The organism is Arthrobacter sp. AIWTK1 (genome assembly GCF_056680535.1).
Window position 1 is genome coordinate 3,619,862 of the sequence record NZ_CM155287.1, and the last position, 24,340, is coordinate 3,644,201.

The 24,340-nt window shown below is 66.0% G+C and carries 26 protein-coding genes and 1 pseudogene; 13 read left to right on the forward strand and 14 right to left on the reverse strand.

Annotated elements, in window-relative coordinates; all coding sequences use genetic code 11:
* Nucleotides 1-12: 12 nt before the first annotated feature.
* Complete coding sequence (locus AC1MDG_RS16590) at nt 13-2,478, forward strand: hypothetical protein (protein ID WP_479805265.1); 2,466 nt, start codon at nt 13-15, stop codon at nt 2,476-2,478.
* A gap of 235 nt (nt 2,479-2,713) precedes the next feature.
* On the opposite strand, the gene AC1MDG_RS16595 is transcribed toward AC1MDG_RS16590, so the two are convergent.
* The 6 genes and pseudogenes from AC1MDG_RS16595 to AC1MDG_RS16620 all read right to left on the reverse strand — a co-directional run bounded on the left by AC1MDG_RS16595 (nt 2,714) and on the right by AC1MDG_RS16620 (nt 5,399).
* Nucleotides 2,714-2,941, reverse strand: coding sequence for a mycothiol transferase (locus tag AC1MDG_RS16595; RefSeq protein ID WP_479805267.1), 228 nt, complete (start codon nt 2,939-2,941; stop codon nt 2,714-2,716).
* A gap of 42 nt (nt 2,942-2,983) precedes the next feature.
* Entirely contained in the window at nt 2,984-3,385 is a 402-nt protein-coding gene (locus tag AC1MDG_RS16600) for a VOC family protein (protein WP_479809123.1), read from the reverse strand.
* Nucleotides 3,386-3,481: 96 nt separating this feature from the next.
* Nucleotides 3,482-3,898: pseudogene (locus AC1MDG_RS16605) on the reverse strand (SRPBCC family protein); the annotation flags it as partial.
* Nucleotides 3,895-4,245: an ArsR/SmtB family transcription factor gene (locus tag AC1MDG_RS16610; RefSeq protein WP_479805269.1), complete on the reverse strand. Its 351-nt coding sequence runs from the start codon at nt 4,243-4,245 to the stop codon at nt 3,895-3,897. The gene AC1MDG_RS16610 and the pseudogene AC1MDG_RS16605, both read right to left, overlap by 4 nt.
* A gap of 177 nt (nt 4,246-4,422) precedes the next feature.
* The gene (locus AC1MDG_RS16615) at nt 4,423-4,974 is read right to left on the reverse strand and encodes a GNAT family N-acetyltransferase (protein ID WP_479805271.1); all 552 of its coding nucleotides are present in this window, start codon (nt 4,972-4,974) and stop codon (nt 4,423-4,425) included.
* A gap of 74 nt (nt 4,975-5,048) precedes the next feature.
* Nucleotides 5,049-5,399: a cytoplasmic protein gene (locus AC1MDG_RS16620; protein ID WP_479805273.1), complete on the reverse strand. Its 351-nt coding sequence runs from the start codon at nt 5,397-5,399 to the stop codon at nt 5,049-5,051.
* A 193-nt stretch (nt 5,400-5,592) separates the two neighbouring features.
* Here AC1MDG_RS16620 and AC1MDG_RS16625 point away from each other — a divergent pair, with 193 nt between their 5' ends.
* The 3 genes from AC1MDG_RS16625 (at nt 5,593) to AC1MDG_RS16635 (ending at nt 7,431) form a co-directional block, all read left to right on the forward strand.
* Nucleotides 5,593-5,799 (forward strand): hypervirulence associated TUDOR domain-containing protein, encoded by a 207-nt coding sequence (locus tag AC1MDG_RS16625; RefSeq protein WP_479805275.1) that lies wholly within the window; start codon nt 5,593-5,595, stop codon nt 5,797-5,799.
* Between the two features lie 4 nt (nt 5,800-5,803).
* On the forward strand, nt 5,804-7,006 hold the full coding sequence (locus tag AC1MDG_RS16630) for an NAD(P)/FAD-dependent oxidoreductase (RefSeq protein WP_479805277.1): 1,203 nt from the start codon (nt 5,804-5,806) through the stop codon (nt 7,004-7,006).
* Nucleotides 7,007-7,194: 188 nt separating this feature from the next.
* Nucleotides 7,195-7,431: an MmyB family transcriptional regulator gene (locus AC1MDG_RS16635; protein ID WP_479809124.1), complete on the forward strand. Its 237-nt coding sequence runs from the start codon at nt 7,195-7,197 to the stop codon at nt 7,429-7,431.
* 114 nt (nt 7,432-7,545) lie between these two features.
* On the opposite strand, the gene AC1MDG_RS16640 is transcribed toward AC1MDG_RS16635, so the two are convergent.
* Nucleotides 7,546-8,759 (reverse strand): IS3 family transposase gene (locus tag AC1MDG_RS16640; protein ID WP_479805279.1). Its coding sequence is split into 2 segments (ribosomal slippage): nt 7,546-8,498 and nt 8,498-8,759, totalling 1,215 coding nucleotides; the frame shifts between segments, so codons are not numbered across the junction.
* Between the two features lie 55 nt (nt 8,760-8,814).
* Nucleotides 8,815-9,975, reverse strand: a complete 1,161-nt coding sequence (locus tag AC1MDG_RS16645; protein WP_479805281.1) for an acetate kinase — start codon at nt 9,973-9,975, stop codon at nt 8,815-8,817.
* A gap of 123 nt (nt 9,976-10,098) precedes the next feature.
* Here AC1MDG_RS16645 and AC1MDG_RS16650 point away from each other — a divergent pair, with 123 nt between their 5' ends.
* Complete coding sequence (locus AC1MDG_RS16650; protein WP_479805283.1) at nt 10,099-10,377, forward strand: hypothetical protein; 279 nt, start codon at nt 10,099-10,101, stop codon at nt 10,375-10,377.
* 58 nt (nt 10,378-10,435) lie between these two features.
* On the opposite strand, the gene pta is transcribed toward AC1MDG_RS16650, so the two are convergent.
* Nucleotides 10,436-12,547, reverse strand: a complete 2,112-nt coding sequence (pta, locus tag AC1MDG_RS16655; protein WP_479805285.1) for a phosphate acetyltransferase — start codon at nt 12,545-12,547, stop codon at nt 10,436-10,438.
* A 48-nt stretch (nt 12,548-12,595) separates the two neighbouring features.
* Nucleotides 12,596-13,507: a helix-turn-helix transcriptional regulator gene (locus AC1MDG_RS16660; RefSeq protein ID WP_479805287.1), complete on the reverse strand. Its 912-nt coding sequence runs from the start codon at nt 13,505-13,507 to the stop codon at nt 12,596-12,598.
* Between the two features lie 135 nt (nt 13,508-13,642).
* On the opposite strand from AC1MDG_RS16660, the gene AC1MDG_RS16665 reads away from it, so the two are divergent.
* Nucleotides 13,643-14,902 (forward strand): multidrug effflux MFS transporter, encoded by a 1,260-nt coding sequence (locus AC1MDG_RS16665; protein ID WP_479805289.1) that lies wholly within the window; start codon nt 13,643-13,645, stop codon nt 14,900-14,902.
* Nucleotides 14,903-14,935: 33 nt separating this feature from the next.
* Here AC1MDG_RS16665 and AC1MDG_RS16670 read toward each other — a convergent pair whose 3' ends face one another.
* Both AC1MDG_RS16670 and AC1MDG_RS16675 read right to left on the reverse strand, forming a co-directional pair.
* Entirely contained in the window at nt 14,936-15,628 is a 693-nt protein-coding gene (locus AC1MDG_RS16670; RefSeq protein ID WP_479805291.1) for a PAS and ANTAR domain-containing protein, read from the reverse strand.
* Complete coding sequence (locus AC1MDG_RS16675; protein ID WP_479805293.1) at nt 15,625-16,185, reverse strand: flavodoxin domain-containing protein; 561 nt, start codon at nt 16,183-16,185, stop codon at nt 15,625-15,627. The genes AC1MDG_RS16670 and AC1MDG_RS16675 overlap by 4 nt, the downstream gene beginning before the upstream one ends.
* A gap of 242 nt (nt 16,186-16,427) precedes the next feature.
* Here AC1MDG_RS16675 and AC1MDG_RS16680 point away from each other — a divergent pair, with 242 nt between their 5' ends.
* From AC1MDG_RS16680 to AC1MDG_RS16700, 5 genes are all read left to right on the forward strand, one after another.
* Entirely contained in the window at nt 16,428-16,946 is a 519-nt protein-coding gene (locus AC1MDG_RS16680) for a hotdog fold thioesterase (RefSeq protein ID WP_479805295.1), read from the forward strand.
* 16 nt (nt 16,947-16,962) lie between these two features.
* Nucleotides 16,963-18,297 carry a phenylacetate--CoA ligase PaaK gene (gene paaK / locus AC1MDG_RS16685; protein ID WP_479805297.1) on the forward strand — a complete coding sequence of 445 codons (1,335 nt, stop codon included), beginning with the start codon at nt 16,963-16,965 and terminating at the stop codon, nt 18,295-18,297.
* Between the two features lie 234 nt (nt 18,298-18,531).
* A complete protein-coding gene (locus tag AC1MDG_RS16690; protein ID WP_479805299.1) occupies nt 18,532-19,884 on the forward strand; it encodes an MFS transporter in 1,353 nt (450 codons plus the stop codon).
* A gap of 338 nt (nt 19,885-20,222) precedes the next feature.
* A complete protein-coding gene (locus tag AC1MDG_RS16695; protein WP_479805301.1) occupies nt 20,223-20,828 on the forward strand; it encodes a TetR/AcrR family transcriptional regulator in 606 nt (201 codons plus the stop codon).
* A gap of 90 nt (nt 20,829-20,918) precedes the next feature.
* Nucleotides 20,919-21,770, forward strand: a complete 852-nt coding sequence (locus tag AC1MDG_RS16700; RefSeq protein WP_479805303.1) for a DUF427 domain-containing protein — start codon at nt 20,919-20,921, stop codon at nt 21,768-21,770.
* Nucleotides 21,771-21,797: 27 nt separating this feature from the next.
* On the opposite strand, the gene AC1MDG_RS16705 is transcribed toward AC1MDG_RS16700, so the two are convergent.
* Together AC1MDG_RS16705 and AC1MDG_RS16710 are read right to left on the reverse strand one after the other, a co-directional pair.
* Nucleotides 21,798-22,178, reverse strand: coding sequence for a hypothetical protein (locus AC1MDG_RS16705; protein ID WP_479805305.1), 381 nt, complete (start codon nt 22,176-22,178; stop codon nt 21,798-21,800).
* A gap of 114 nt (nt 22,179-22,292) precedes the next feature.
* Complete coding sequence (locus AC1MDG_RS16710; protein WP_043483562.1) at nt 22,293-22,700, reverse strand: VOC family protein; 408 nt, start codon at nt 22,698-22,700, stop codon at nt 22,293-22,295.
* 139 nt (nt 22,701-22,839) lie between these two features.
* On the opposite strand from AC1MDG_RS16710, the gene AC1MDG_RS16715 reads away from it, so the two are divergent.
* Nucleotides 22,840-23,274 (forward strand): hypothetical protein, encoded by a 435-nt coding sequence (locus AC1MDG_RS16715; RefSeq protein WP_479804896.1) that lies wholly within the window; start codon nt 22,840-22,842, stop codon nt 23,272-23,274.
* Nucleotides 23,271-24,275, forward strand: coding sequence for a transposase (locus AC1MDG_RS16720; RefSeq protein ID WP_479805307.1), 1,005 nt, complete (start codon nt 23,271-23,273; stop codon nt 24,273-24,275). Before AC1MDG_RS16715 ends, AC1MDG_RS16720 begins: the two co-directional genes overlap by 4 nt.
* Nucleotides 24,276-24,340 lie beyond the last annotated feature (65 nt).

Below are 24,340 nucleotides of genomic sequence, written 5' to 3' on the forward strand. Positions count from 1 at the left end.
GAGCAATTCCTTATGAGTACAGTGCACGGCGGGCCGTCCCGGGTGGACGGCCCGCCGGCTTCTTCCGCGCCCGCCGCCGCCGGCCGCCCGCCGGAAGACTCCGGACCCGCTGTTTCCGCGCCGGATCTCTCCCTGCCCGGCGTTCCCGTCCGGGCCGACGGCATCGAGCTGATCGGCGAAACACAGGGCTCCGGCTACTGCGAGCCGCCCTCGCTGGTCCGGCGTGCCGACGGGCAGGCCATCCAGCTCACCCGCCTCCTGTACCTGGTACTCGAAGCTATCGACGGCAACCGCAGCGTCGAGGAAGTCGCGGAGCACGCCAGTTCCCGCTTCGGCAGGCTGGTCAGCCCGGACAACGTCCGTACATTGATCAGCTCGCAGCTGTTGCCGCTGGGACTCCTGAGGCTGGCCGACGGTTCGCAGCCGGAGGTCAAAAAAGCCGATCCGCTCCTGGGGATGCGCTTCCGGTATACCGTGACCGATCCCGACCGCACGCGGAAACTAACTGCTCCGTTTGCAGTGCTCTTCAATCCGCTCATCGTTGTGGCGGTGTGCGCAGCGTTCCTGGCCGCCTGCTGGTGGGTGCTGATGGTCAAGGGACTCGGTTCCGCCACGCACGATGCCTTCGCCAACCCGGCCATGGTCCTGCTGGTCCTGGCCGTGACTGTGCTGTCCGCCGGCTTCCACGAGTTCGGCCACGCCGCCGCCGCACGCCGCGGCGGGGCCACGCCGGGCGCCATGGGTACCGGCCTGTACCTGATCTGGCCCGCCTTCTTCACCGACGTAACCGACTCCTACCGGCTGGGCCGCGGCGGCCGGATCCGCACGGACCTGGGCGGCCTGTACTTCAATGCCATCGTGGCGGTGGCCATCATGGGTGTCTGGTGGGCCACCGGTTTCGATGCCCTGCTGCTGGTGGTGGTCACCCAGATCCTGCAGATGATCCGGCAACTGCTTCCCCTGGTCCGGTTCGACGGCTACCACATCCTGGCCGACGCCACCGGGGTCCCGGACCTGTTCCAGCGCATCAAGCCGACCTTGCTGGGGCTGCTGCCGTGGCGTCGAACGGATCCGGAGGCCCGGGTGCTCAAGCCCTGGGCCCGGACCGTGGTGACACTCTGGGTGCTGGTCACCGTGCCGCTGCTGCTGTTCAGCCTGGTGATGATGGTCCTGTCCCTCCCCCGGGTTCTGGGCACCGCGTGGGCCAGCGTACTGAAGCAGCAGTCCCAGTTGTCCGAAAGCCTCACCGCCGGGGACATCGCCGGCGCAGCGGTGCGCACGCTGGCGATCGCCGCCGTCGCGCTTCCCGTGGTGGGAATCTTCTACATCCTGCTGCGGCTGGTCCGCCAGCTGACCACGGGGCTCTGGCAGAGGACCCGCGGCAAGGCAATCCAGCGCGGTGCCGCGATGGCCGCGATCGCCGCCGTTCTCGCCGGCCTGGCCTGGGCCTGGTGGCCTGGAGCAGACACGTACCGGCCGGTGCAGCCGTACGAGCGCGGGACCCTGGCCGACGTCACTACGGCTGTGTTTCCCACGTCGTCGTCCACGACGCTTCGGGAAGGCCGAGCCGGGAAGACTGTGGCGCTGTGGCCTGCGGGGGCAGCCAAGCCCACGCGGGAACAGCCCCAGCTGAGTATGGTGATGGTGCCCCGCACGGATCCTGCCGCCACCGACGGCCCGGCTGCCGACGGCGGTATTGCCGCGCCGCCGTCGTGGGTGTTCCCTTTCGACCGGCCGGCCGCGCCCGAAGAGGGCGACAACCAGGCCCTCGCGGTCAACACGCAGGACGGCACCGTGGTGTACGACGTCGCGTTCGCGCTGGTCTGGGCCGAGGACGGCGACACGGTAGACACCACTAACGAGGCCTACGCCTTCGCCAGCTGCTCCGACTGCGCAGCAGTTGCAGTGGGCTTCCAAGTGGTGCTGATCGTGGGCCAGGCGGACGTGATCGTTCCGGAGAACCTGTCCGCAGCCGCGAACTACAACTGCGTCCGGTGTCTTACATATGCGCTGGCCAACCAGCTGGTGCTCACTCTGGACGGGCCGCTGAGCGAGGACGGCATGGACCGGCTGACTGCGCTGTGGGCCGAGATTGCCGAGTTCGGACGCAGCCTGCAAAACGTTCCGCTGTCCGAAATCCAGGAACGCCTCAACGCGTTCAAGGAACAGGTCATGGACATCGTCCAGAACGACCCGAGCGCCACCAAGGGCACCCGGACTTCGCCAACGCCGGGCACCACAGCTACCCCGACGCCCGGCGACACGTCCGGGTCTAGCCCGGCGTCATCCCCCGGCGCCACCGGCACGGCCCCGGCACCCGCAGGAACGACGACGGCGGATCCGGCGCCCGCTGCTCCCGTCACCGGGGGCGCGGTAACGGAGAATCCCGGTGCGACTGCGGAGCCGACCGGCACGCCGACGGTCGGCCCGACGGAATCGGCCCCGGCTACTTCAGTACCGACGTCAACCGACGGGTGAGGCCGGGCGGTCATTGGGCCCGTCGGTGGCTGAGCCTGTCCGGCGGTTGAGCCTGTCCGGCGGTTGGGCCCGTCGGTGGCTGAGCCTGTGGAAACCCCCGGGCGCTCACGATTTGCCGATTTTGGCCGCCATGCGGCATGCATGGCGGCCATTTTCGTCAAATGGATGAATGGGCGGAAGTTGGACGCCGGTATTGTCCAGTAGAGCTGCCGCCTGAGCCGCCCAAAATTCGGGATTATTCCACTACGAGATTCTGGTGTCCGTCGATTAGCTCCCGGACGATGTCCAGGTGGCCCGCGTGGACGGACGTTTCAGCAAGCACGCGAAACAGGACCTCGCGCCCATCGGACATCGGTGGCGCGTCGAACACGCTGGCTGGAGGCCACCAGCGCGGAGGGGCATCCAGATCTGCCTCAGCAAGGACCCCATCACTTCGAGCGATCTGACGCTTGTCGAAGAACATGTCCTCGCTCCCTGGCCAGCTGAGCTAACAACAGTGCGTCGCTCATGCCGCGGGCTCGTATCCGACGAGCCAGTGAAGCCCGTGACGATCCACGACTTGGCCATCAGCCGCGCCCCAGGGCTTGGGCGAGAGAGGATCGAGCACCGACCCGTCAACGGAGAGCTTATCGAACCACTCATGAAGGACTGCCGGTTCGGCGGTTCCCAGCAACGAGAGCATGATGCCTTCGAGCCGGACCGTTGCCTGGCCTTCGGCTGCGTCTGATCCTGCCAGGGCAACGACGCCGCTGAGCACTCCATGGGCCACGGCTTCTGGTGGGCCGTCGCTCCTGCCGAAGTCCTCGTACGTATGCAGGGAAAGATCCCCGCCGAAAACATCAGCGTAGAAGTTCAGTGCATCCCGCGCCGTTCCAGGAAAAAGGACATAAATCTGAGGCCCCGCCATGCGGCCATTGGTCACGGCGGTCATGGCGGTGCTGTCCTTGACCCGGTCGATGGTGGCACCCCAGCCCTCTTGGATGCCACCGAGCATGAGTTTTCGCACTTCCTCGATGTCGAGAAGCTCAGAGAACTGAACCGTGAGGACGAGCTCCGTTTCCGTGCCGAGCTCGTTTAGCTGCACCGTGACAACGGGGGCAGTCAGCTCGTTCTCACCGTCGAGTGCGGGCCAGCCTCCCACTGCTCCCCAGCGGAAAACGAGTCGTTCGTCGGGAACAACCTCCAGGTAGATCCCCCCGGTTGGGTAGCTAAGGTCATCATTGACGATCATCTGCTGTTTCCACGTTCCCCCAACACGGAGGTCCACCTCGATGGGTGTGGTGGGAGTGGGCATGTCCGGGTTGTAGAACCAGGTCAAGTGCTCAGGGTCGGTCCACGCTGTGAACACGGAATGCCGCGATGCAGCCAAAATTCGGGTAAGGGTGAAGCTTCGATCCTGTGTCGGGTAGTCGGCCATCATCTATCCTCCGGTTCTGTGAGCTCATCGGGGCGATCGGGTGTTGTGGCGAGCTGAGCGTCAAGGCGATCCAGCCGCGTGCTCAAGAAATCGCGGTACGGGCGCATCCATTCCTCAACCCTCTGTAGCGCCGCCGGCTGGAGGCGGCAGTTCCTCCACTGGGCAGATCTGGACTTAGTGATCAGCCCGGCCTGCTCGAGCACTTTCAGGTGGCGTGATACAGAGGGCACGCTCATCGAGTGCGGGGCGGCTAATTCGGTAACCGTCGCCTCACCCTGCCGCAGTTGCCCCAGCAGGGCACGGCGCGTCGGATCCGCCAGCGCAAAGAAAATCGTACTCAGTTCGTCCATTTGCGCTCTAGCCTAATTACGCACCAGTGCAAATACAAGACTATTTGGTCGTCTGTGCTGTCACTCGCGCAGGTTTTAGGTGCCCACCGCGAAGGACCCCAACCTTTGACTACGGATAGTGGGCACCGACGGGACCGCAATCCCAAGGTCAAGGAGGTCCAAATCAGCTTGACTTTCTTACCGGGCTGTCCATTCGTCACGCAGCATGGCATAGACAACTTCCGTAGCCCATTCGCCCTTGTAGCGCCACTTGTCCACGTGCGTGGCCTCGAGGCGCATGCCCAGCCGTTCGCAAATGGCTGCCGAGGCCGTGTTCAGCGCATCCAGCTTGGCATCGATCCGGTGGAAGTTCAGGCCCTCAAACCCGAGCTTGAGCACCGCCTCTGCGGCCTCGGTGGCGTAGCCGTGGCCCCGCGCACCGGGCGCCAGGCTCCAGCCCACCTCGGCCTGCCCGAAACCCGGAAGCCATTTGAGCACCACTTCGCCGATCAAGCCGGGCGAGTCCGCGGCCTCGATGGCGAGAGCCACCCAGTCGCCCTCCTTGTCGAAGACAAAGTTGGCGTACTTCCCCACCCGCTCCATGCACTGTGTGTAGCTCTTGGCCTCGCCGGGCAGGAACCGTGCGGTCTCCGTCAGCGAATGGTAGGCATGGAAGGCGTCGAGGTCCGCGGCCTCAAAGCGCCGGAGGACCAGGCGATCGGTGCGGATGGGCAGTCTGATGTCCGGCATGGCTTGAGCGTACCCTCCTGCACTTCGCCCGGCTGCGGGGGCGGGAGCGCCAGACCGGCAGCATGGCCCTGCTTCTACGTCTCGCTGGGGCCAAGCGGTTCCTCCGCCTCACTGTCCGACGGCCGGGCAGAATCCTTAAGCTCGACAAAGAACGTGTGGGTATCGGTTTCTCCGATGTTTTCGCCGGAATGGTGCTGCGCCGGCAACCACCGGGCCACTCCGGAGGGCAGCTCCACTTCCACGGAGTTCCCGTTAGAGGAAATACGACGCCGGAAGGCACTGAGCGTAATCATCACGCTGTCAGGGTGGTTGTGCTCGGTCGTCGCGTGCCCCGGCGCGTCCGTGTACTCAAGCACCCGGACCCGCTCGTTTTCAAAAGCCACCCGGTAATTTTCCGGATTCGTTTCAACAGGATCGTTCGCCATGAACGGACTGTACGCCTGCGCAAGCCTCCGGGACCAGAGTCCTCTGAGCTCCCGGTTGTCTTGGCCCGACACCCCGCCCGTGGCGGTCCCGTGCCCCACACCCGTGACCCCGGAAACTAACCATGCTTACTATTGTGTGCACCTCATTTCCAGCCGAGGGTTCAACTGTCAGGGTCACACCGAAGGAGCAGTCATGGCGCTAAGCAAGGGAACGTCCGTGGAGTGGAACACGCCCCAGGGGCCCACCCACGGCAAGATCGTGGAGAAGAAGAACAGCGACTTCGAGCTGGACGGAAACCAGCACCTGGCCAGCGAGGAGGAACCCCAGTACGTGGTGGAGTCCGCCAAAACCAGTGCCCGCGCGGCCCACAAGGCATCCGCCCTGACGGAGAAGGGGTAGGGCCGTGGCCGGCCAGGAGCACCATGACGTCCTGATCATTGGCGGCGGAAATGCCGGGATCTCCCTGGCTGCCCGGCTGCACCGCTACGGCGTCACCGATGTGGCCGTGGCTGAACCCAAAGACCACCACCTCTACCAGCCGCTGTTCTCCCACATTGCCGGCGGCCGGGCCACGGCCTCCGAAGCCATCCGGCCGCAGGCTTCCGTCACCCCGCGGGGAGTGACATGGCTGCACGACGCCGCCACAGGAATCGACGCCGCCGCCAACACCGTGACGCTGGCCTCCGGTGCCAGGGTCACGTACGGCCAGCTGGTGGTGTGCCCCGGACTGCAGTTGGACTGGGACCAGGTGCCCGGGCTGGCCGACGCCGTCCACTCGCCGCACGGCGCTTCGCACTACGAGTTCGAGCTGGCACCGAAAGCCTGGACGCTGCTCAGCAGCCTCAAGGCCGGCACCGCGGTGTTCACCATGCCTGCCGGACCCATCAAATGCGGCGGCGCCGCCCAAAAGCCGATGTACCTTGCGTGCGACTACTGGCGCGAACAGGGGGTCCTCGATGACATCCGCGTGGTGATGGTCCAGCCCTACCCCACCGTGTTCGGCGTCCCGGGCGTGGATGAGGAACTGGACCGGAAGGTGGCCGAATACGGGATCGAGCTGCGGCTCAACAGCGAACTGGTGTCCGTGGACCCGGCGGCGCGGACGGCACGCATCCGGAACAACGCCGACGGCGGCACTGAGGAAATCGGTTACGACGTCCTGAACGCGGTCCCGCCGCAGTCGGCGCCGGACTGGCTCAAGCGTACCGACTTGCCCGCGCCCGGAGATTCCGGCGGCTTCGTGCAGGTGGACGCGGAAACCCTGCAACATGTCCGCTACCCCAACGTCTGGTCCCTGGGCGATGCCGCTGGCACCACCAACTCCAAGTGCGGCGGCGCACTACGCAAGCAGGCCAAGGTGCTGGCCAAGAACCTGGTGGCGGCCCGCAAAGGCAAACCGCTGAAGCAGAAATACAACGGCTACGCGGTGTGCCCGTTCACCGCGTCCCGCTCCACGGTGATCTTCGCCGAATTCGACGACCAGTACCAGCCGATGCCCACCATTCCGCGGGTCCCCACCTGGAAGGAAAGCCGGGCTTCCTGGGTGGTGGACCGCGACATCTTCCCGCAGGTCTACTGGACCCTCATCCTCAAAGGCCGCGCCTGAGCTACAGCGCTTTGCCACAAATGGCCGCTATGGGAGGTCCATAGCGGCCATTTTCGGCAAACGGGCAGCGTGCGTGACACGCGGAAGGCCCCGCGCTCCAGGGAGATCCTGGGGCGGGGGGCCACCGCGTGGAGTCAGTGCATCACCGGCTGGGGCGTGCCCTGTACGCGCCAGTGTTCACTTCCGCAGTGTCGTCGGGTCCGGACACTCCGGACCGGCTGCCCGACCAGGCACGCTACCTTTTCCTCGATCCCGGCGCTGCGGATTTCTACCCCGACTGGCCTGCCATCGCAGCCACCACGGTGGCGATGGCACGCTCAGAATCAGGGAGAAACCTACGTGACCGGGCGCGGAACGAACTGGTCGGCGAGCTGACCACGCGCAGCGCAAACTCTCCAGCAACCTCGCCCACGCGTAGGGAGTGAGAGAGCGTCCCAGGAAACCCGGCCAGTAGTGAGAGAGCGTCCCGGGAAACCCGACCCGTAGTGAGAGAGCGTCTGCGCTCGTCAAGTTTTTGAGACAGTTCTCGTTGTTGTTGTTTAGGCGGCCAGGGGTTCCTGAACGGTGCTTTGGTAAGCGGTGTGGGCTGTTACGGGTGGTGCGCCGCCGGCCCGGCGGTTGGGTCGCCGGCGGTTGTACCAGCCCTCGATGTAGTCCATCACAGCGCTCCGGGCGGCGAGCCTGGAACCGAAGCGCTTGTGGTGGTAGAACTCGGTTTTGAGGTGTGAGAAGAAGTTCTCGGCGACCGCGTTGTCCCAGCACACCCCGACCTTGCCCATGGACTGAGTGACCGCGTTAGTGCCGCACCATTGCTGGAATTCGTCAGAGGTGTACTGGGTGCCGCGGTCGGAGTGGAAGACCACAGAATTCTCGGCGAAGCGGCCGTGGTTCCGGGCCATCCGCAGGGCCGCGGTGCACAGGCTCGCACGCATGTGTCCGGCCATGGCCCAGCCAATCACCATGCCGGAGAACAGATCGATGACGGTGGCCAGGTAGAGCCAGCCCTCACCGGTGCGCAGGTAGGTGATATCGCCGACCAGACGGGTCCCGGGCATGGTGGAGGTGAAGTCGCGTTTGCCCGTGGCATCGAGCATGTGGTTCTCGATGTGGGCGGTCTTGGCCTGCTGGTCCTGGACCGTGGTCTGCTTCCAGGCCTGAGTTCGGATGGCACGCAGGCCGGTCTCGCGCATGATGGCCCCAACGGTTGGGGCGGAGACCTTGGTCCCGGCGGCGTTCAGCAGCAGGGTCAGCTGGTCCCGGCCGGCACGGCCTTCCTCCTTCGTGTAGAGGTTGGTGACCGCGGCGGTCAGATCCTCATGCCGCACCGCGCGTGGTGAGGGCCCGGCGGGGTTGCGCCACCGGTAGAACGAGGCCCGGGAAACCTTCAACGCCCGGCACAGCCACACCACCGAATGGTTGGCCTTCTCCGCTTCGATGAACTCGTAGAAGTCCTCTACTTTTGCTTCGCGGCAAAGAAGGCGCTGACTTTTCCCAGGAACTCGACCTCGGCCTTCAGCCTGGCGTTTTCGGCCAAGGCCTTTTGGTGCTCTTCCCAGGCAACCGGGCCCCTGTCCTCGGGCGGGACAGGAGCGTTTGGTTGACGTTCCCGATGCCGGTGAAGCCAGTTCCCCAGCGTGCTTTCCTTCACCCCGATCTCTTCGGCGACCTGCTTCACCGAACGGTTCGTGGACAAAACCAGCCGCACTGCTTCCTCACGGAAAGCGGCATCATATTTTCTTCTGGGCGTGGTCATCTGAAGTGAAGCTCCCATCAAGCTGTCTCAGAAAACCATACGACCGCAGTCCGGGTTAGGAGGCGGAATGCACGACGGCGGCGGTCGCCTCCGCGATGGCGCGCTCCTCGTCCGTAGGCACCACCAGGACGGGGATCAGCGACGCGGCGGTGGAAATGACGCGCGGTTCCTTGGACCGCTGACTGTTCAGCCCGGCGTCGAGCTCTATGCCCAGCGCCCCCAGCTTCTCCCCCACCAGCGTGCGGAACTGGTGCGAGTTCTCGCCGATGCCGGCGGTGAACACCAGGGCCTTGGCGCCGCCCACGGCAACGTGGTACCCGCCGATGTACTTTGCCAGCCGGTAGGAGGCGACGGCGAGCGCCATCGACGCGCGGGCGTCGCCGGCTTCGGAGGCTTCCACCACGGAGCGCATGTCGTTGTTGCCGGCCAGGCCCTTGAGCCCGGATTCGCGGTTGAGCAGCGAGTCGATGTCCTCGGTGGACCAGCCGGCCCGGCCCAGGAACACCAGGATGGAGGGATCGAGGTCGCCCGAGCGGGTGCCCATCACCAGGCCCTCCAGCGGAGTGAAGCCCATGGACGTGTCCACGGACTTCCCGCCCCGGATGGCCGTGACGGAGGCGCCGTTCCCCAGGTGGGCGATCACGCCGTCGAACTCGTCCACCGGAAGGTCCAGCAGCGCCGCCGCCTGGTGCGACACGTACTCGTGCGAGGTGCCGTGGAAGCCGTAGCGGCGGATGCCGTGGTTGGTGTACAGCGAGTCCGGCACCGCGTAGCGCCAGGCGTGCTCGGGCAGGGTGCGGTGGAAGGCGGTGTCGAACACGGCAACCTGCGGCATGTCCGGCCACTTCTTGGCGATGGCGCGGATGCCCAGCACGTTGGCCGGGTTGTGGAGCGGTGCCAGCGGGTTGAGCCGCTCGATGGCGCGGGTGATCTCGTTGTCGATCAGCACCGGTTCGCCGAAGCGCTCGCCGCCGTGCACCACGCGGTGGCCCACGGCATCCAGCGTCCGGTCCCCCAGCACTTCGTGGATGGCGGCATCCACCTGTTCCAGCGCCTCCGCGTGGTCCCGCGGGCCCTCGATCTCGCCGTCACCTTCACCGCCGTTGCCCATGCCGATCTTTTCGATCAGCCCCTCGGTGAGGACACTGTGCGATGCCACATCCCGCACCTGGTACTTGAGCGAGGACGAACCGGAGTTGATGACGAGGACGAGCACTGGGCCTCCTAAGCCTTGGCTGCTGCGGTGGTCGGTGGAAGTTCGATCGTAGCGCCATTGCGAAAGGTTCCGCGGGCGCTTAGAGTCGGCGGACAAATTGGACTATGCGAGGAGGGCCTTTCCATGACTGACAACGCCAGCGAGCCGGGCAGCACCGATCCGGACACCACTGCGCCGGAGAGCACAGAACCTGACACCGGGGCGAAGAAGCAGGATCCCACCGGCGTCGAAGGCGCCAACCCTGCCCTGGACGACACGGGGAAGGTCAAGGCCGCCGAGGTGGGCGAGTCCCCCGAACCGCCCGAAAACGTGGAGGACCTGGACCTCACCCCGGAGGGCCTCTCCGACGAACCCGCCAAGCAGGAGGACCCGGACAGCCCGGCAGAGCCGGAGAACAGCTAGCCGGAAAACAGCTAGCCGGAGAACAGCTAAACCGCCAAACGGCTGGCCGGCGCCTCGGCTACGCGTGCGCGGCCGCGGCTGCCGGTTCCACGGCCGGTCCCACGGACTGCGCCTGCACGGCGGTGATGGCCACGGTGTTCACGATGTCCTCCACGGTGCAGCCGCGGGAAAGGTCGTTCACCGGCTTGCGGAGCCCCTGCAGGACGGGCCCGACGGCGACCGCCCCCGAGGACTGCTGCACCGCCTTGTAGGTGTTGTTGCCGGTGTTGAGGTCCGGGAAGATGAACACGGTGGCCTGCCCGGCCACAGACGAGCCGGGCATCTTGGACTCCGCGATCGCGGCGTCGACGGCGGCGTCGTACTGGATGGGACCTTCGACGGCGAGGTCCGGCCGGCGCCCCTTCACGAGTTCGGTGGCCTGCCGGACTTTATCCACGGCCTCGCCGGTTCCGGACCCGCCGGTGGAGTAGGACAGCATGGCCACGCGCGGCTCCACGCCGAACTGCAAGGCGGTCTCGGCCGAGGCCAGCGCAATGTCCGCCAGCTGCTCCGCGTTGGGGTCCGGGTTGACCGCGCAGTCGCCGTACACCAGCACCCGGTCCGGCATCAGCATCAGGAACACCGACGAGACGATCTTCACGCCGTCGCGGGTCTTCACGAACTCCAGCGCCGGTCGGATGGTGTGGGCGGTGGTGTGCGCGGCGCCGGACACCATGCCGTCCACCACGCCCAGCTGCACCATCATGGTGCCGAAGTAGCTGCCGTCCAGCATGACTTCCAGGGCCCGGGCCAGGTCCACGCCCTTGTGCGCGCGGAGCTCCGCATACTTCTCGGCAAACTGCTGGCGCAGCTCGGACGTGGCGGGATCCACGATGGTCATGCCGGAGAGGTCGATGCCCTGGGTGGACGCCAGCTCCCGCACGTCCGACTCGTTGCCCAGGACGGTGAGGTCGCAGACGTCGCGCCGGTGCAGGATCTCCGCGGCCCGCAGGATCCGCACGTCGTTGCCCTCCGGCAGCACGATGTGCCGGCGCTGCAGCCTGGCCCGTTCAATCAGGTCGTGCAGGAACCGCAGCGGCGTCATCCGATCGAGCCGCGGCAGGTGCAGGCGCTCCACCAGCTCCGCATCGTCCACGCGTTTGGCCCACAGCCCCAAGGCGGAGGCCACCTTGCGGCGGTGACCGGACCAGATTTCACTGCGGACCTCGGACACCCGCTTGGCCGTGGTGTAGGTGTCGTCCGGGCTGGCGAACACGGGGAACGGCGCCTGCGCCAGCATCGAGTAGATGTTCGGTTCCGGGGCCAGGCCGCCGGTGAGGATCAGCGCTGACGGCACCGGGAACTCCGGCGAGAATGACGACGCCAAACATGCGACCATCACGTCCGCACGGTCACCCGGGACGATCACCAGCGCGCCGTCGTCGAGCACGTGCAGGAAGTTGGCCACGCTCATGGCCGCCACCTTGATGGAGTGGACGTCGCGTTCCATGTCCTGCCGGCCGGCCACCTGGCCGACCCCCAGGGCCGTGGCCACCTCGCCGGTGGTGGGCCGGGCAATGTCCTCCAGCTCCGGGAAGACATATACGGGCCGGCCGGACGCGCCGGGCTTCACGGCGGCCACGATCCCGTCCACGTCCTCCGGGTCCGCACGGTTCACCATGATGGCCAGCAGGCTGCAGCGTTCCGCCGCCAGTTCCTTGCGGGCAACCTCGACGGCGTCAGCCGTCTCCTCGACGGTGCGCCCCTTCGCGCCCACCACGGCAACGATGGACGCGGCCAGGTTGTTCGCGAGGCGTGCGTTGAGGTCGAATTCGACGGCGGCGTCCTGGCCGGTGAGGTCGGTGCCCTCCACGATCACCACGTCGCAGTGGCGCGACATTTCGGCAAAGATCTCCACGCAGCGGGCGTCGATCTCCGCCCGGTTTCCGTCGGCCAGCAGGGCGCGGACCTCGGCATACGTCAGGCCCCCGCGGCAGCGGTCGTCGTCGAGATCGAAGCGGGACTTCATCAGGGCCACCATGGGGTCCGACGCGGCGTCGGGTCCGTGGACCACAGGCTTGAAGAAGCCGATGCGGTCCGCATGCCGGTGCAGCGTGTCCGCCAGCCCCAGTGCTATGAGCGACTTACCGGATCCCGGTGTGGTCGCGCTGACGTAAATCCCCTTGGCCATGATCCGCCCTTAGGTAGTGACGTGGTGGTGCTCCGTTCCTCCATACTTTCACTTGTTGGCCGGGTTTCTCCACGAGGCTTGCGGGGCCGCCCCTGCCGCCAGGTCGTTGATCCGTTCAGTGGCGGCCCAGCTGGCGAGCAGCCGGAGGCGTTCATCCGACGGTGATCCCGGCACGGCCGGATAGACCGTGAGCCGGAAGCCGGGGTCCTCGGCAAGATCCATGGCTTCGTAGGCGAGCTCGAGCTCCCCCACCACCGGGTGGTGGAACACCTTGGTTCCGGCGTAGTGGCGCCGCACGTTGTGGGCTGCCCAGCGGGTCCGGAATTCCTCGCTGCGCGTGGACAGTTCCCCGACGAGGTCCGCCAGGCGTTTGTCGAAGGGGTTCTGGCCGCTGTAGGTGCGCAGGATGGCCACGTTGGTGTTGGCCGCAAGTTCCCAGTTGGGGTAGAAGTCCCGGGCCCTGGGGTCGAGGAAGATGAAGCGGGAGTGGTTGGCCGGCCGGGCGGGCCCGCGGTACATCTCCGAGTACAGGGCGTAGGCGAGCTGGTTGGCCGCCACGATGTCCATGTGCTGGTTGCCGATGAAGGCCGGCGCTGCCGTGATGGAGTCCAGCATGAACTGAAGGGCGGGCCGGACTGTCCCGCTCTGCAGCGGCCGCTGCCTGGTCCTGCCGGAAGGGCTGGCCGCCCGTGCCAGGTTGTAGAGGTGGTCCCGCTCGGCCTCGTCCAGTTTGAGCGCCCCGGCGATGGCGTCAAGCACACTCTCGGAGGTGCCGGCCAGGTTTCCGCGCTCAAGCTTGGTGTAGTAGTCCACGCTGACCCCCGCGAGCATGGCGACCTCTTCGCGGCGCAAGCCGGGGACCCGGCGTCGTCCGCCGTAAAGCGTCAGTCCGGCCATTTCGGGGGTGATCTTGGCGCGTCTTGAGGCGAGGAATTCGCGCACCGCCATCCTGTTATCCACCCGTTCACGCTACACCGGGCCGGACCACCTGAGGGAGGTACTGCCAGAACCCGGATAAGGAGAACCGTCGCTAGGAACGGCGCGGCGCGGTTGAATGGGAAACCACCCCGCATCATCAACTGGAACGGAGCCAGCATGACCGCCACCGGCGCCCCTGCGCACGCCACCGCACCCGGCCCCGCGCCCGCATCTGCACCGTCCGTCGGGCGGCCGCTGGCGGTTGTCCTTGGCCTGCTGACCATCTTCGGTCCGATCTCGATGGACCTCTACCTGCCGGTCCTCCCGGCCCTCACCGCCGAGCTCCAGAGCACCACGTCCGTGGCGCAGCTGACCATCACCGCCTGCCTGCTCGGCCTGGCCATCGGCCAGGTGGTTGCCGGCCCCCTTTCGGACCGTTTCGGCCGCCGCACGCCGCTGCTCATCGGCGTGATCGCCTACACCGTCACGTCGGTCCTGTGCGCCCTCAGCCCCACGGTGGAAACCCTCATCCTCGCCCGGTTCGTCCAGGGCCTCGCGGGCGCAGTGGGCATCGTGATCGCGCAGGCTGCGGGCCGGGACGTGTACTCGGGCGGGAAGCTGATCCGCTACTACGGCCGCCTCACCGTGCTCGGCGGGTTGGCCGCCATCATCGGCCCGGTGATCGGCGGGCAGCTCGCGGCGGTCACCGACTGGCGCGGAGTCTTCCTGTTCCTCGCAGCAGTGGGTGTGGCCATCCTCGTGGCGTGCCTGGTGGTCTTCCGCGAGACGCTGCCGGCAGACCGGAGAGTCACCGGGGGCCTCTCCCACACGCTCAACGACTTCCGCCGGCTCCTCGCCGACAGGATGTTCGTGGGAGCCGTCCTGATCACCGGCTTCACCTACTCCGCCATCTTCGCCTACCTGAGCGGGGCGACCTACATCCTCCAGGGCATGTACGGGCTCTCCCCGCAGGAGTACTCGTTCGCGTTCGGGCTTAACTCCGTGGGCTTTGTGATCTTCGGGTTCATCGCAGGCCGCCTGGCCGAGCACTGGTCCGAACGCGGAACCCTTGCCGCGGGCCTGGCCATGGCCCTCGCCGGCGCCCTGGGCCTGCTGGCCACCGCACTCCTGCACCTGCCCCTGATCGCCATCATCCTGTCCCTGTTCACCATGGTCAGCGGCGTGGCCGCCACCAGTCCGCCGGCCACCTCGCTGGCGCTCAAGGAGTATCCGGACATCGCAGGCACGGCCTCGTCGCTCCTGGGCCTGGCCCGGTTCGCCTTCGGCGGCCTGGCCGCTCCCCTGGTGGGCATCGGCGGTGCCAACGATCCGGTCCCGTTCGGGATCGTAGCGGCCGCCGCCGCAGCGGCTGCGGCGCTCTGCCTGGGACTGGTCCGCCGGCGTCGAAACCCTGGTGGCGAGGGTCAACGGGGCTGACGGGCAGCGTCCGCGGTGAGGCGCTGGGGAGGCTTAGGCCGACGCCTCATCCTGGCGGGTGCGCTGGCAGGCAGGCCGGCGCTGGCGGGCATGCACCAGTTCCTGAATGACACACCCCAGCGCGCCAGCGTCCGCCGGGTTGTCTGCCAGGGCCACGAGGCCGCACGCCACGGACGCGAGTTTGATGTTCCTGTTGTTGCTGTAGTTGATCAGCAATTTGAAGGCGTCATCCGATCCAATGCCGAGCCGCCCGATGAGGATGCCTTCGGCCTTCGCGATGGTGCTCCGCGTTCCCACGGCGCCCCGGACGGCTTCGCGCGCGGCAAGCTCTGTTTCCCGTTGGATCGTGGACGTCAGGTCCAGCATGATCCCCGAAACCGTGACCAGGTTCCCGGCCTCGTCCAGCACCGCTTCCCCCGTCGTCAGCACCTTGTGCTCGCGCCGCCGGGCATCGACGAGGCGATGGTAGATGGCCACATGCCCGCCGTGGGCATACACCCCGCGGGTGATCTCCTGGATGCGCGCCAAGTCGTCAGGGTGCTTGTGCGCCATCGTCAGCTCCAGCGTTGGAACCACGTCCCCCCGGCTGTAGCCGTGGATGGCGTAGACCTCGTCCGACCAGTCCATGGCCCGGGTCTTGGCGTCCAGGACAAACGTGCCGGCCAGCAGGGCTGACGCGCCCAAGGCGCTGGAGTATGTCTCCGCCCGCCCAAAAATTCCGTTCATCGGATCCCGCCGAGGGCCGCCGCGATTTCCGCCGCCCAGGCATCCACCGCACCCCAGTCCCGGAAATCGCCGGCCGGCAGCGCATCCTTTCCGGCGGGCACGAGCTTCATCAGCCGTTCGGCCAACCCGCTGGGCGGCGCATCCGGATCCCAGGCCCCAAAAAACACCTGTTCCCCGCGGGTGTGCACAAGGCCGGACAGCTTCTCGAATTCCTTGGGCCTGGCGGACTCAAGAACATCATGGCCCTCGGCATCCACGCGGTCCGTGCCCAGCGGCCCGCTGCTGAACAGCCAGACCGGCCGCCCGGACAAGAGGACCTCGTGGGTCTTGATAAAGGCCGTGACATCCTTCATGACATGGGCCATGTACGTTGCCCCGCCAATCACAAAGGCGTCGTACGGGGCGGGGTCGAAGTACTCGCTGATTGAACGGGCCTCGGCCGCCAGTCCGGCAGCCCCGAGGCCGGCAGCAATCCGTTCAGCAATCCCGGCTGTTGCTCCGTGCCGGCTCGCATAGGCCACAAGCACCTTCATCGGAGTTCCCCTCTCAACCTCCACGCGGCAGCGTCCTTTCAGCAACTGGTGTTGTCCCATGATCTCCGGAGACGGCTGCGGGCAGGTAGGGGCTTCCGGCCCGGACCCGGGCAGGGGCCGGGGCCTCGGCGCCGGCCAGGACTCCGGTCCGGGCAGGTGTCAGGAACCTGGTCCGGACACCGAAATCAGCCCCACCTCTTGACAGCATGCCCCAAAATGGGATTACCTAATGAACATTCGGTAAATAAAGCTGGAGGCAATGACGCATGGCTGAAGCAACACTCTCCGGGGCCACCCACCCCATCCTCGAAAACGACTATGCCTCCGAATGGATGGGCATCGAAGTCCTTGCCGTCAGCGAGGGCCACGCCACCATCCGCATGACCCTCCGGCAGGAAATGCTCAACGGCTTCGGCATGGCCCACGGCGGAATGATCTTCGCCTTCGGCGATACCGCGTTCGCCCTGGCCTGCAACCCGGCAGGCCCGCCTCCCGGCTCAGCGGGAGCCGGCGCAGCCAGCGCCGGCAGCGACACGATCACCGTAGCCTCCGGCGTCGACATCAATTTCCTCAAGCCGGCCTTCACCGGCCAGGTGATCACCGCCGTCGCCAATCGACGCGCCCATGCCGGCCGCAGCGGTCTCTACGACGTCCAGATCTACGCCGCAGATCCCCACCCCGCCGGCTCCCCCGCGGGACCATCCGCCGGTGCCGGCCCAGATGAAACCCCGGGCGAGCTCATCGCCGAGTTCCGCGGCCGCAGCCGCACCATCTCCAAGAAATAGAAACAGGGACCCCCAGATGACCCTCCACGCCACTGAACCAGCAGCTGCCACCGACGCCGTGCTGGACCGCGAAGAAACCATATCCCGCGACGAACTGGAGGCACTGCAGCTGAGCCGCCTCCAGCACACGGTCGCATACGCCTACGACCGCGTTCCGCTGTACAAGCGCAAGTTCGACGAGCACGGCGTCCACCCCACGGACCTCCGCGAGATCGCCGACCTGGGCAAGTTCCCCTTCACCACCAAGGAGGACCTCCGACTGGAGTACCCCTTCGGCATGTTCGCCGTGCCGCAGCACGAGGTGGCCCGCATCCACGCCAGCTCCGGCACCACCGGACGCGCCACGGTGGTGGGCTACACCAAGAAGGACCTCGCCGACTGGGCCAAGCTGGTGGCACGCTCCCTCCGCGCCTCCGGTGTCCGCCCCGGAATGAAGGTCCACAACGCCTACGGCTACGGCCTGTTCACCGGCGGCATGGGCGCCCACGCCGGCGCCGAGGCCCTGGGCTGCACGGTCATCCCGATCTCGGGCGGCCAGACCGAACGCCAGATCACCCTGATCCAGGACTTCAAGCCCGACGCCATCCTGGCCACCCCCACCTACCTGCTGACCATCGCCGACGCCATGATGAAGCAGGGCATCGACCCGGCCTCCACCTCGCTCAAGTACGCCGTGCTGGGCGCCGAGCCGTGGACCGAGGAAATGCGGCACGAGCTCGAAGTGATGATGAACATCAAGGCCTGCGACATCTACGGGCTCTCCGAGGTCATGGGCCCCGGCGTGGCCGGCGAAGCCGTGGAAACCCAGGACGGCAGCCACATCTGGGAGGACCACTTCCGCCCCGAGATCATCGACGCGTTCGACCCCACGAAAGTCCTGGGCGACGGCGAACACGGCGAACTGGTGTTCACCTCGCTCACCAAGGAAGCACTGCCCATCATCCGCTACCGCACCAAGGACCTCACCCGCCTGCTGCCCGGCACCGCCCGCCCAGCGCACCGCCGCATGGGCCGCATCACCGGCCGCAGCGACGACATGATCATCCTGCGCGGCGTGAACCTCTTCCCCTCCCAGATCGAGGAAATCGCGCTCCGGATCCCCGAGCTGAGCCCGCACTTCCAGCTGGAACTCACCCGCCCCGAGGGCCAGCGGATGGACCAGCTCACGGTGAAGATCGAACGCCGCGAATCCGTCACGGTTGAAGGTGTCGCGTCGGCCGCAAAGGTCCTGCAGCAGCAGATCAAGATCCACGTCGGGTCCTCCTGCACCGTCAGCGTCGTCGAGCCCGGCTCGCTGGAGCGTTCAAACGGCAAGCTCCGCCGGATCTACGACATGCGCCCCAAGGCGTAGCAGGCCTACAAAAACAACACCCGGCGGCCCGCACAGGCCGCCACTGGAAGGGCCCGGGATTACCCCCGGGCCCTTCCGGCGTGCCGGGAAAGCTCTCCCGGAGCGCTCCGCCCGCACCCGCATTGCCTTTTGTTGCCACAATTTAGGCAATCGGTTGCCAAACTGCGCTTCCTACCCCTAGTCTGTAACAGCACCCACGCAGTGGTGGGCGCTTTCTCCAGAATAGGAACAGCAATGACGCATACTCCCTTGCCTACGGGAACCCAGCACCACGGCGCACTACATCCGGCTGCCGTCAACAAGACCGAGCTCCGCCGCGCCGGCTGGGCAGGGTTCATCGGAACCGTTCTGGAAAATTACGACATGGTTGTCTACGGCGTAGGCACGGCCATCATCTTCAACACGCTGTTCTTCCCCAACGTCTCCCCCGCGGTAGGTTTCATCGCCAGCTTCGGCGCCTACGCCGTAGGCTTCGTTGCCCGGCCCATGGGCGGACTGTTCTTCTCCCGCTACGGCGACAAGATCGGCCGGAAGTTCGTGCTCGTGGCCACCCTGGCCCTGATGGGCACGGCCACCTTCGCCATGGGCCTGCTGCCCACCTACGAATCCGTGGGCATCCTGGCCCCCATTCTGCTGACAGTCCTCCGGTTCATCCAGGGCTTCGGCGCCGGCGCGGAAATGGCCAGCGCCGTGGTGCTGCTGGCGGAATTCGCACCCAAGGGCAAGCGCGGCGCCATGACGTCGCTGGTGTGGGCCGGCGCCGCCGTCGGCTCCGTCTTCGGATCCGGCGCCTGGATCCTGGTGCAGCTGCTGCCGCGCGAAGACCTCGAATCCTGGGGCTGGCGCCTGGTGTTCCTTTCCAGCGCCCTCGTGACCGTGGCCGCGTACCTGATCCGCCGCAACATGAAGGAATCGCCGGTCTTCGCCGAGCTCAAGAAGGAACACGTCGAGGCAGCCTCACCGGTCTCCGAAGTCCTCAAGAAGGGCCGCCGTCCGCTCCGCCAGGTGTTCCTCATCAACATGGGCACGCACGCCCACTCCTACATCTACCAGGCGTTCCTGGGCACGTTCCTGATCTCAGTGGTCAACATCGACAAGGCACTCATCCCCCAGATGCTGGCCATGGGCGGCCTCTTCGCCATTCCCGCCGCACTGCTCGCAGGACGCGCCACCGACCGCTGGGGCCGCAAGCCCGTGAACGTCTTCATCCTCGCCTTCCTGTTCCTGTTCTCCTTCCCGGCGTTCTGGCTCAGCAGCACGGGCAACGTCTGGCTGATCGCCCTGGTCTACGCCGTGGGCTTCACCTTCGCCGTGGAGGGCGGCATCGCGGCCCAGTCGGCCATGTACGCGGAGCTGTTCGGTTCCAAGTTCCGGTACGCCGGGGTGGCCATTGCCCGCGAGTTCTCGGCCATCTTCGGCGGCGGCATCGCCCCCATCATCTGCTCGGGGCTGCTTGCCTGGGCCACCGGCTCCTACTGGCCCATCGCCGTGTACATGATGGTCATCGTGGGCATCTCGCTGTTCCAGGCGATCAAAGCCCCGGAGACCAGGGACCGCGACCTCACGCTGGAAGAGAACGCCAGCTAAGCGGGCCTTCCTGGCAACGCACGACGACGGGTTGCCACCGACATTGGGGATGGTCCCCGGCTGCTGCAGCCGGGGACCATCCTTTTACGGGAGGCTTTCAGTGCACTGCTGCCAATGCGCGACAGCGCTGTGACGTGCCGATGGCTAACCGCCAGCCGGGCAGCCCAATGTGCCTGATCCCGTCCCGGTCTATGAAACTGTTGGAGCGCGAACCGGTCCCCGCGCCGGTGATTACTCCTATAAGTTTTCTAGCACCGGAGCACCGGGCAGGCAAGGGATTTCAGGTACATGACACCCGATGCGCCTATTGACCGAACGTTCATGAGAAAATGGCCGGTATGTCCACTACTGATGCACCCACCAAGCGCGGCCGCCCGGGATACGACCAGCAGTCGGTGCTGCAGATCGCCGTCGAGGTCTTCAACCGTCACGGCTACGACGCCACGTCCATGGGCATCCTTGCCGAAAACCTGGGTATTTCCAAGTCGGCCATCTACCACCACGTGCCCTCCAAGGGCGACCTCCTCAAGCTCGCCCTGGAAGAAGCGCTGGGCGGCCTGGAGGCCATCCTGGAGCAGCCGCAGGCCCAGTCCGGAAGTGCCGAAGCCCGGCTGGAGTTCGTGCTGCGCGGGACGATCTCCGTGCTGGTGGAACGGCTTCCGTTCGTCACCCTGCTGCTGCGCCTGCGCGGCAACACGGACATTGAACGCAACGCCATGGAACGCCGCCGCACCTTCGACCACAAGGTTGCGGCCCTGATCTCCGCCGCCCGCGACGAGGGCTCCCTCCGTGCGGACATCGATCCCCGCACGGTCACGCGCCTCCTGTTCGGCACCATCAACTCGATCGTCGAATGGTACAAGCCGGGCGGCTCGCTATCCCCCGAAAAGCTGGCCGACGACGTCATCACAATGGCGTTCAACGGCCTCCACGCGGCACGCTGACACCCTCCTTCACCACCTGTTCCACACCGCGGCCGGACAGCTGCCGGGACAGTCATTGACGGCGGTAAAAGTGGCGATCACCCTGTAGTCATGGCCACGAAGTTATCCGAAGTCATCTTCGGCACATTCCCCGATTTGAGGTACCAGCCCACCCCCAAAAGGGTCCGGGCGATGACGGGCGGGAACACCGTCGTCGACACCTCCTACGCGATCCTGGTGTGGGAGCCCAGACGCGTCACCCCCGTCTTCGCCGTCCCCGAAGTGGACCTCCGGGCCGAGCTGGCGCCGCCCGGTCAGCAGGCGGGCGAGGTGCCCGAATACGGGGTGAAACTCATGCTGGACGCGCCGCCGTCGCTGGATCCCCGCACCGGTTTCGGCCGGCACACAGCGGCCGGTGAGGAGTTCGACGTCGTGACCTCCGACGCGAGGCTGCCCCGCGCGGCCTTCCGGCCGGCTGACCCCGACCTCGCCGGGCACGTTGTGCTGGATTTCAACGCCTTCGACTGGCTGGAGGACGACGAGGAGATCATCGGCCACCCCCGCGATCCGTTCCACCGCGTGGACATCCGGGCGTCGTCCGTCACCGTTGAGGTGAGGCTCGACGACGTCACGCTGGCCGCCACCAACGGCGCGCAGCTGCTGTACGAGACCATGCTGCCGGTGCGCTACTACATTCCTCCGGCGGACGTCCGGCTGGACCTCATGGACGCCGGCGACAAGAAGACGGTGTGCCCCTACAAGGGCACTGCGAGCTACCTGAGCTACCCGCCGGCCGAGAACGGCCGGAACGTCGCGTGGATGTACGACCAGCGCTTCCGCGACGCCGCGCAGATCCACGGGCTGGTGTGCTTCTTCAACGAACGCGTGGACATCACCGTGGGCGGCGTCAGGCAGGAGCGGCCGGTCACGCCGTGGTCCACGACGCCGGCAGGCTCACCCTGACGTGCGCCCGGCGGGTTACCGGCCCGCCTAGTCAAGGCCGGGAAAACCCTGCACATTGGTGTACCAGCCCATGTAGGCCAACACCGCGGACAGCATCAGAACGGCCAGGCCGAGCAGGATCGCATGGTCCTTCTTGAGGAGCAGAGCCACCAGGTTGACCACCAGGACGCCTGCAACCAACAAGGCCTGGAAGACGCTGTTCGCTGCAATGGCCCGAGGCGACTCGAACATGCCGCCGGCACCGATGAGGAACGTGATGAGATACCAGGACGGCAGGACCCAGACCGGGAACGCCAGCATGGCCAGGTCCAGAATCCCCGCCGCCTTGCCGATCCTGGTGCGCGGCAGCCACCCGAACCTGCGGCGGATCCGGACCGGCGGCGCGTGCCCCGGCTGCGGGTCGGTCATGGTGTGGCTCCTCGCATCGGCTCAATCGGGGCGGCTGAAAAGCAGAGTTAACGGAGAACAGCGCCCCGACGGACCGGCGCGCTGTTCCTCAGGCAGGGTGCCAAAGGTTGCGGGTCAAAGCTGGTAATCCGCTACTGAGCCGATGTTCTCGTGCAAGCAGAGGATGTTGTGCTCGGAGTCCATGAACCAGGCGCACTTCTCGGAGTCAGTTGTACAGATGTGGTTCTCGGTCTTGATATCCGGGAGATCGTAGTCCTGGAATGCGACGCCTTTGGCTTCCATTTCCCGGACCGTGCGTTCGATCTCGCTGACTTCGAAACTCAGGGTGGTGTGCTCTGAATGCATACCGTCCTTGACCGGCATCAGCTGCAGCATGGGGCCGCCTTCTGAGCCAAACAATTCGCTTCCGTCATCTGCCACGCCCCGGTGCGGGAGCCCCAAAGTGTCCGCATAGAAATGCCGGGCACGCTCTACATCATCGACTGGCAGGACTGTTGTGGCTTTGTTGAGTACTAGGGACATTTCGCCACCTCCTACGCTGAAAATCTTACGCCGGGGCGGCCCGGAAAGATCTTACGAAACCCTCTCTCACTTCCTGCCCCCACCCTCTGCGTCAGGCTGGTTGTGAGTCAGTCAGTGATTGAAGGGAGCAGGAGCAGCTATGACTGTTAGTCCGCGAGGTATTAGCCGTGATGAGATTCGGGAATTGGTGCATGAGTATTACGTGCAGCCGTACGGGACGAGGAAGGAATGGCTTGCCTCTCAGCCAGTAACTGAGTGGACATTCCGGCGGTGGCGGAAGATGGTGCAGGAAGGTGACCTCGACCGGAATCTGATTCCACGAGAGCATGGGAATATGGCCCGCACGAATGGCGAGTGGTCCGCGTTTGAAAGAGCGCGCGCCAAGGAGATCGCTGACCACCAATCCGAAGTCGAACAGCTCAAGAGCCGGATCCTTGAACTTGAAGGCACGAATACAGCGTTGGGAAAAGCTATCGGGCTCTTGCACGAGCTGAACGTGCCAGAGCCCGATACGGCCCGGACGAAAGATCAAGAAGGTTCATCGAAGCCGAGAACCTCCTCGTCCGGGAGTTGACGAAGCTCACCGGCTCGCAGCGGCAGGCCCTCGGGTTCGCCGGCGTATCACGCTCGACGTGGCATTACCGGCAGAATCCCCGCGGACGCGTTCAGGACCCGCTCGGGCAGTCTGAGCGCGCTTACCAGTCACGTATTAGCAGCAATGACCGTGACCGGATCTGCGAATACATCATGGAAGGCTGGGCCAACCAGGTCTCCGTTGACCATTCCTACGCGGCGGCGTGGGACGAGGGGGTGATGCTCGCTTCCCGCCGCACGTGGTGGCGGGTCGCGGCCCGGATCGAGGACCAGATGCTGCGCCCCACTATCCCGACCAGGAGGGGCAACAACCGGGCCCCGCGGGAGAAACCCGTCGTGATGGCCACCGGCCCGGGCCAGGTCTGGTCCTGGGACATCACCGATCTGTATTCACCCTGGCGGGGAAAGTCGTTCAAGGCCTACTCCGTCCTTGATATCTACTCGCGCCAGATGGTTGCCTGGCGGGTCGAGGAACGGGAAGCGGACCATCTCGCCGTGGAGATGTTCGAGACCGCTATCGCCCTCCACGGCGCCCCGCGGATAGTTCACGCCGACTCGGGCCCTGCGATGCGATCGAACCTGCTCCGCGATGCTCTCACCAGCCACGGCGTGGAGCTCTCACACAACCGGCCCTACGTCTCGAACGACAACCCCTTCTCCGAGTCCGGGTTCCGGACCCTGAAATACCGGCCCGGCTACCCACGCGTCTTCAAAGAAGTCGAGACCGCCAGAGCCTACCTCGCCGACTACGTGCCCTGGTACAACACCCAACACAAACACTCAGGCATTGCACTCTTCTCGCCCGCCGAAGTCCACGACGGCTCCTGGAAAGACGTCTGGAAAACCCGCGACCACGCACTACAGCGCTACTACGACAAAAACCCCGAACGGTTCCGCTATCGCCCCACCACACCAGCACCAGCCGGCCATGCAGGAATCAACCTCCCGGCAACAAAAACAGCCAAACAGCCAACCCAATGACTCCACACAGCTTGACAACCTGCGCCAAAACGCCCAACGCTCTCTCACTTCCTGCCGTCCCGCAG

What these genes read in the sequence shown, in the direction of transcription:
- AC1MDG_RS16590 (WP_479805265.1), top strand. Translation starts at nt 13, where the DNA reads ATGAGTACAGTGCACGGCGGGCCGTCCCGGGTGGACGGCCCGCCGGCT.
- AC1MDG_RS16610 (WP_479805269.1), bottom strand. Translation starts at nt 4,245, where the DNA reads ATGGACGAACTGAGTACGATTTTCTTTGCGCTGGCGGATCCGACGCGC.
- AC1MDG_RS16680 (WP_479805295.1), top strand. Translation starts at nt 16,428, where the DNA reads ATGGCTGAAGCAACACTCTCCGGGGCCACCCACCCCATCCTCGAAAAC.
- AC1MDG_RS16600 (WP_479809123.1), bottom strand. Translation starts at nt 3,385, where the DNA reads ATGGCGGGGCCTCAGATTTATGTCCTTTTTCCTGGAACGGCGCGGGAT.
- AC1MDG_RS16715 (WP_479804896.1), top strand. Translation starts at nt 22,840, where the DNA reads ATGACTGTTAGTCCGCGAGGTATTAGCCGTGATGAGATTCGGGAATTG.
- AC1MDG_RS16620 (WP_479805273.1), bottom strand. Translation starts at nt 5,399, where the DNA reads ATGGCGAACGATCCTGTTGAAACGAATCCGGAAAATTACCGGGTGGCT.
- AC1MDG_RS16615 (WP_479805271.1), bottom strand. Translation starts at nt 4,974, where the DNA reads ATGCCGGACATCAGACTGCCCATCCGCACCGATCGCCTGGTCCTCCGG.
- AC1MDG_RS16690 (WP_479805299.1), top strand. Translation starts at nt 18,532, where the DNA reads ATGACGCATACTCCCTTGCCTACGGGAACCCAGCACCACGGCGCACTA.
- AC1MDG_RS16595 (WP_479805267.1), bottom strand. Translation starts at nt 2,941, where the DNA reads ATGTTCTTCGACAAGCGTCAGATCGCTCGAAGTGATGGGGTCCTTGCT.
- AC1MDG_RS16695 (WP_479805301.1), top strand. Translation starts at nt 20,223, where the DNA reads ATGTCCACTACTGATGCACCCACCAAGCGCGGCCGCCCGGGATACGAC.
- paaK (WP_479805297.1), top strand. Translation starts at nt 16,963, where the DNA reads ATGACCCTCCACGCCACTGAACCAGCAGCTGCCACCGACGCCGTGCTG.
- AC1MDG_RS16670 (WP_479805291.1), bottom strand. Translation starts at nt 15,628, where the DNA reads ATGAACGGAATTTTTGGGCGGGCGGAGACATACTCCAGCGCCTTGGGC.
- AC1MDG_RS16710 (WP_043483562.1), bottom strand. Translation starts at nt 22,700, where the DNA reads ATGTCCCTAGTACTCAACAAAGCCACAACAGTCCTGCCAGTCGATGAT.
- pta (WP_479805285.1), bottom strand. Translation starts at nt 12,547, where the DNA reads ATGGCCAAGGGGATTTACGTCAGCGCGACCACACCGGGATCCGGTAAG.
- AC1MDG_RS16650 (WP_479805283.1), top strand. Translation starts at nt 10,099, where the DNA reads ATGACTGACAACGCCAGCGAGCCGGGCAGCACCGATCCGGACACCACT.
- AC1MDG_RS16625 (WP_479805275.1), top strand. Translation starts at nt 5,593, where the DNA reads ATGGCGCTAAGCAAGGGAACGTCCGTGGAGTGGAACACGCCCCAGGGG.
- AC1MDG_RS16665 (WP_479805289.1), top strand. Translation starts at nt 13,643, where the DNA reads ATGACCGCCACCGGCGCCCCTGCGCACGCCACCGCACCCGGCCCCGCG.
- AC1MDG_RS16700 (WP_479805303.1), top strand. Translation starts at nt 20,919, where the DNA reads ATGGCCACGAAGTTATCCGAAGTCATCTTCGGCACATTCCCCGATTTG.
- AC1MDG_RS16705 (WP_479805305.1), bottom strand. Translation starts at nt 22,178, where the DNA reads ATGACCGACCCGCAGCCGGGGCACGCGCCGCCGGTCCGGATCCGCCGC.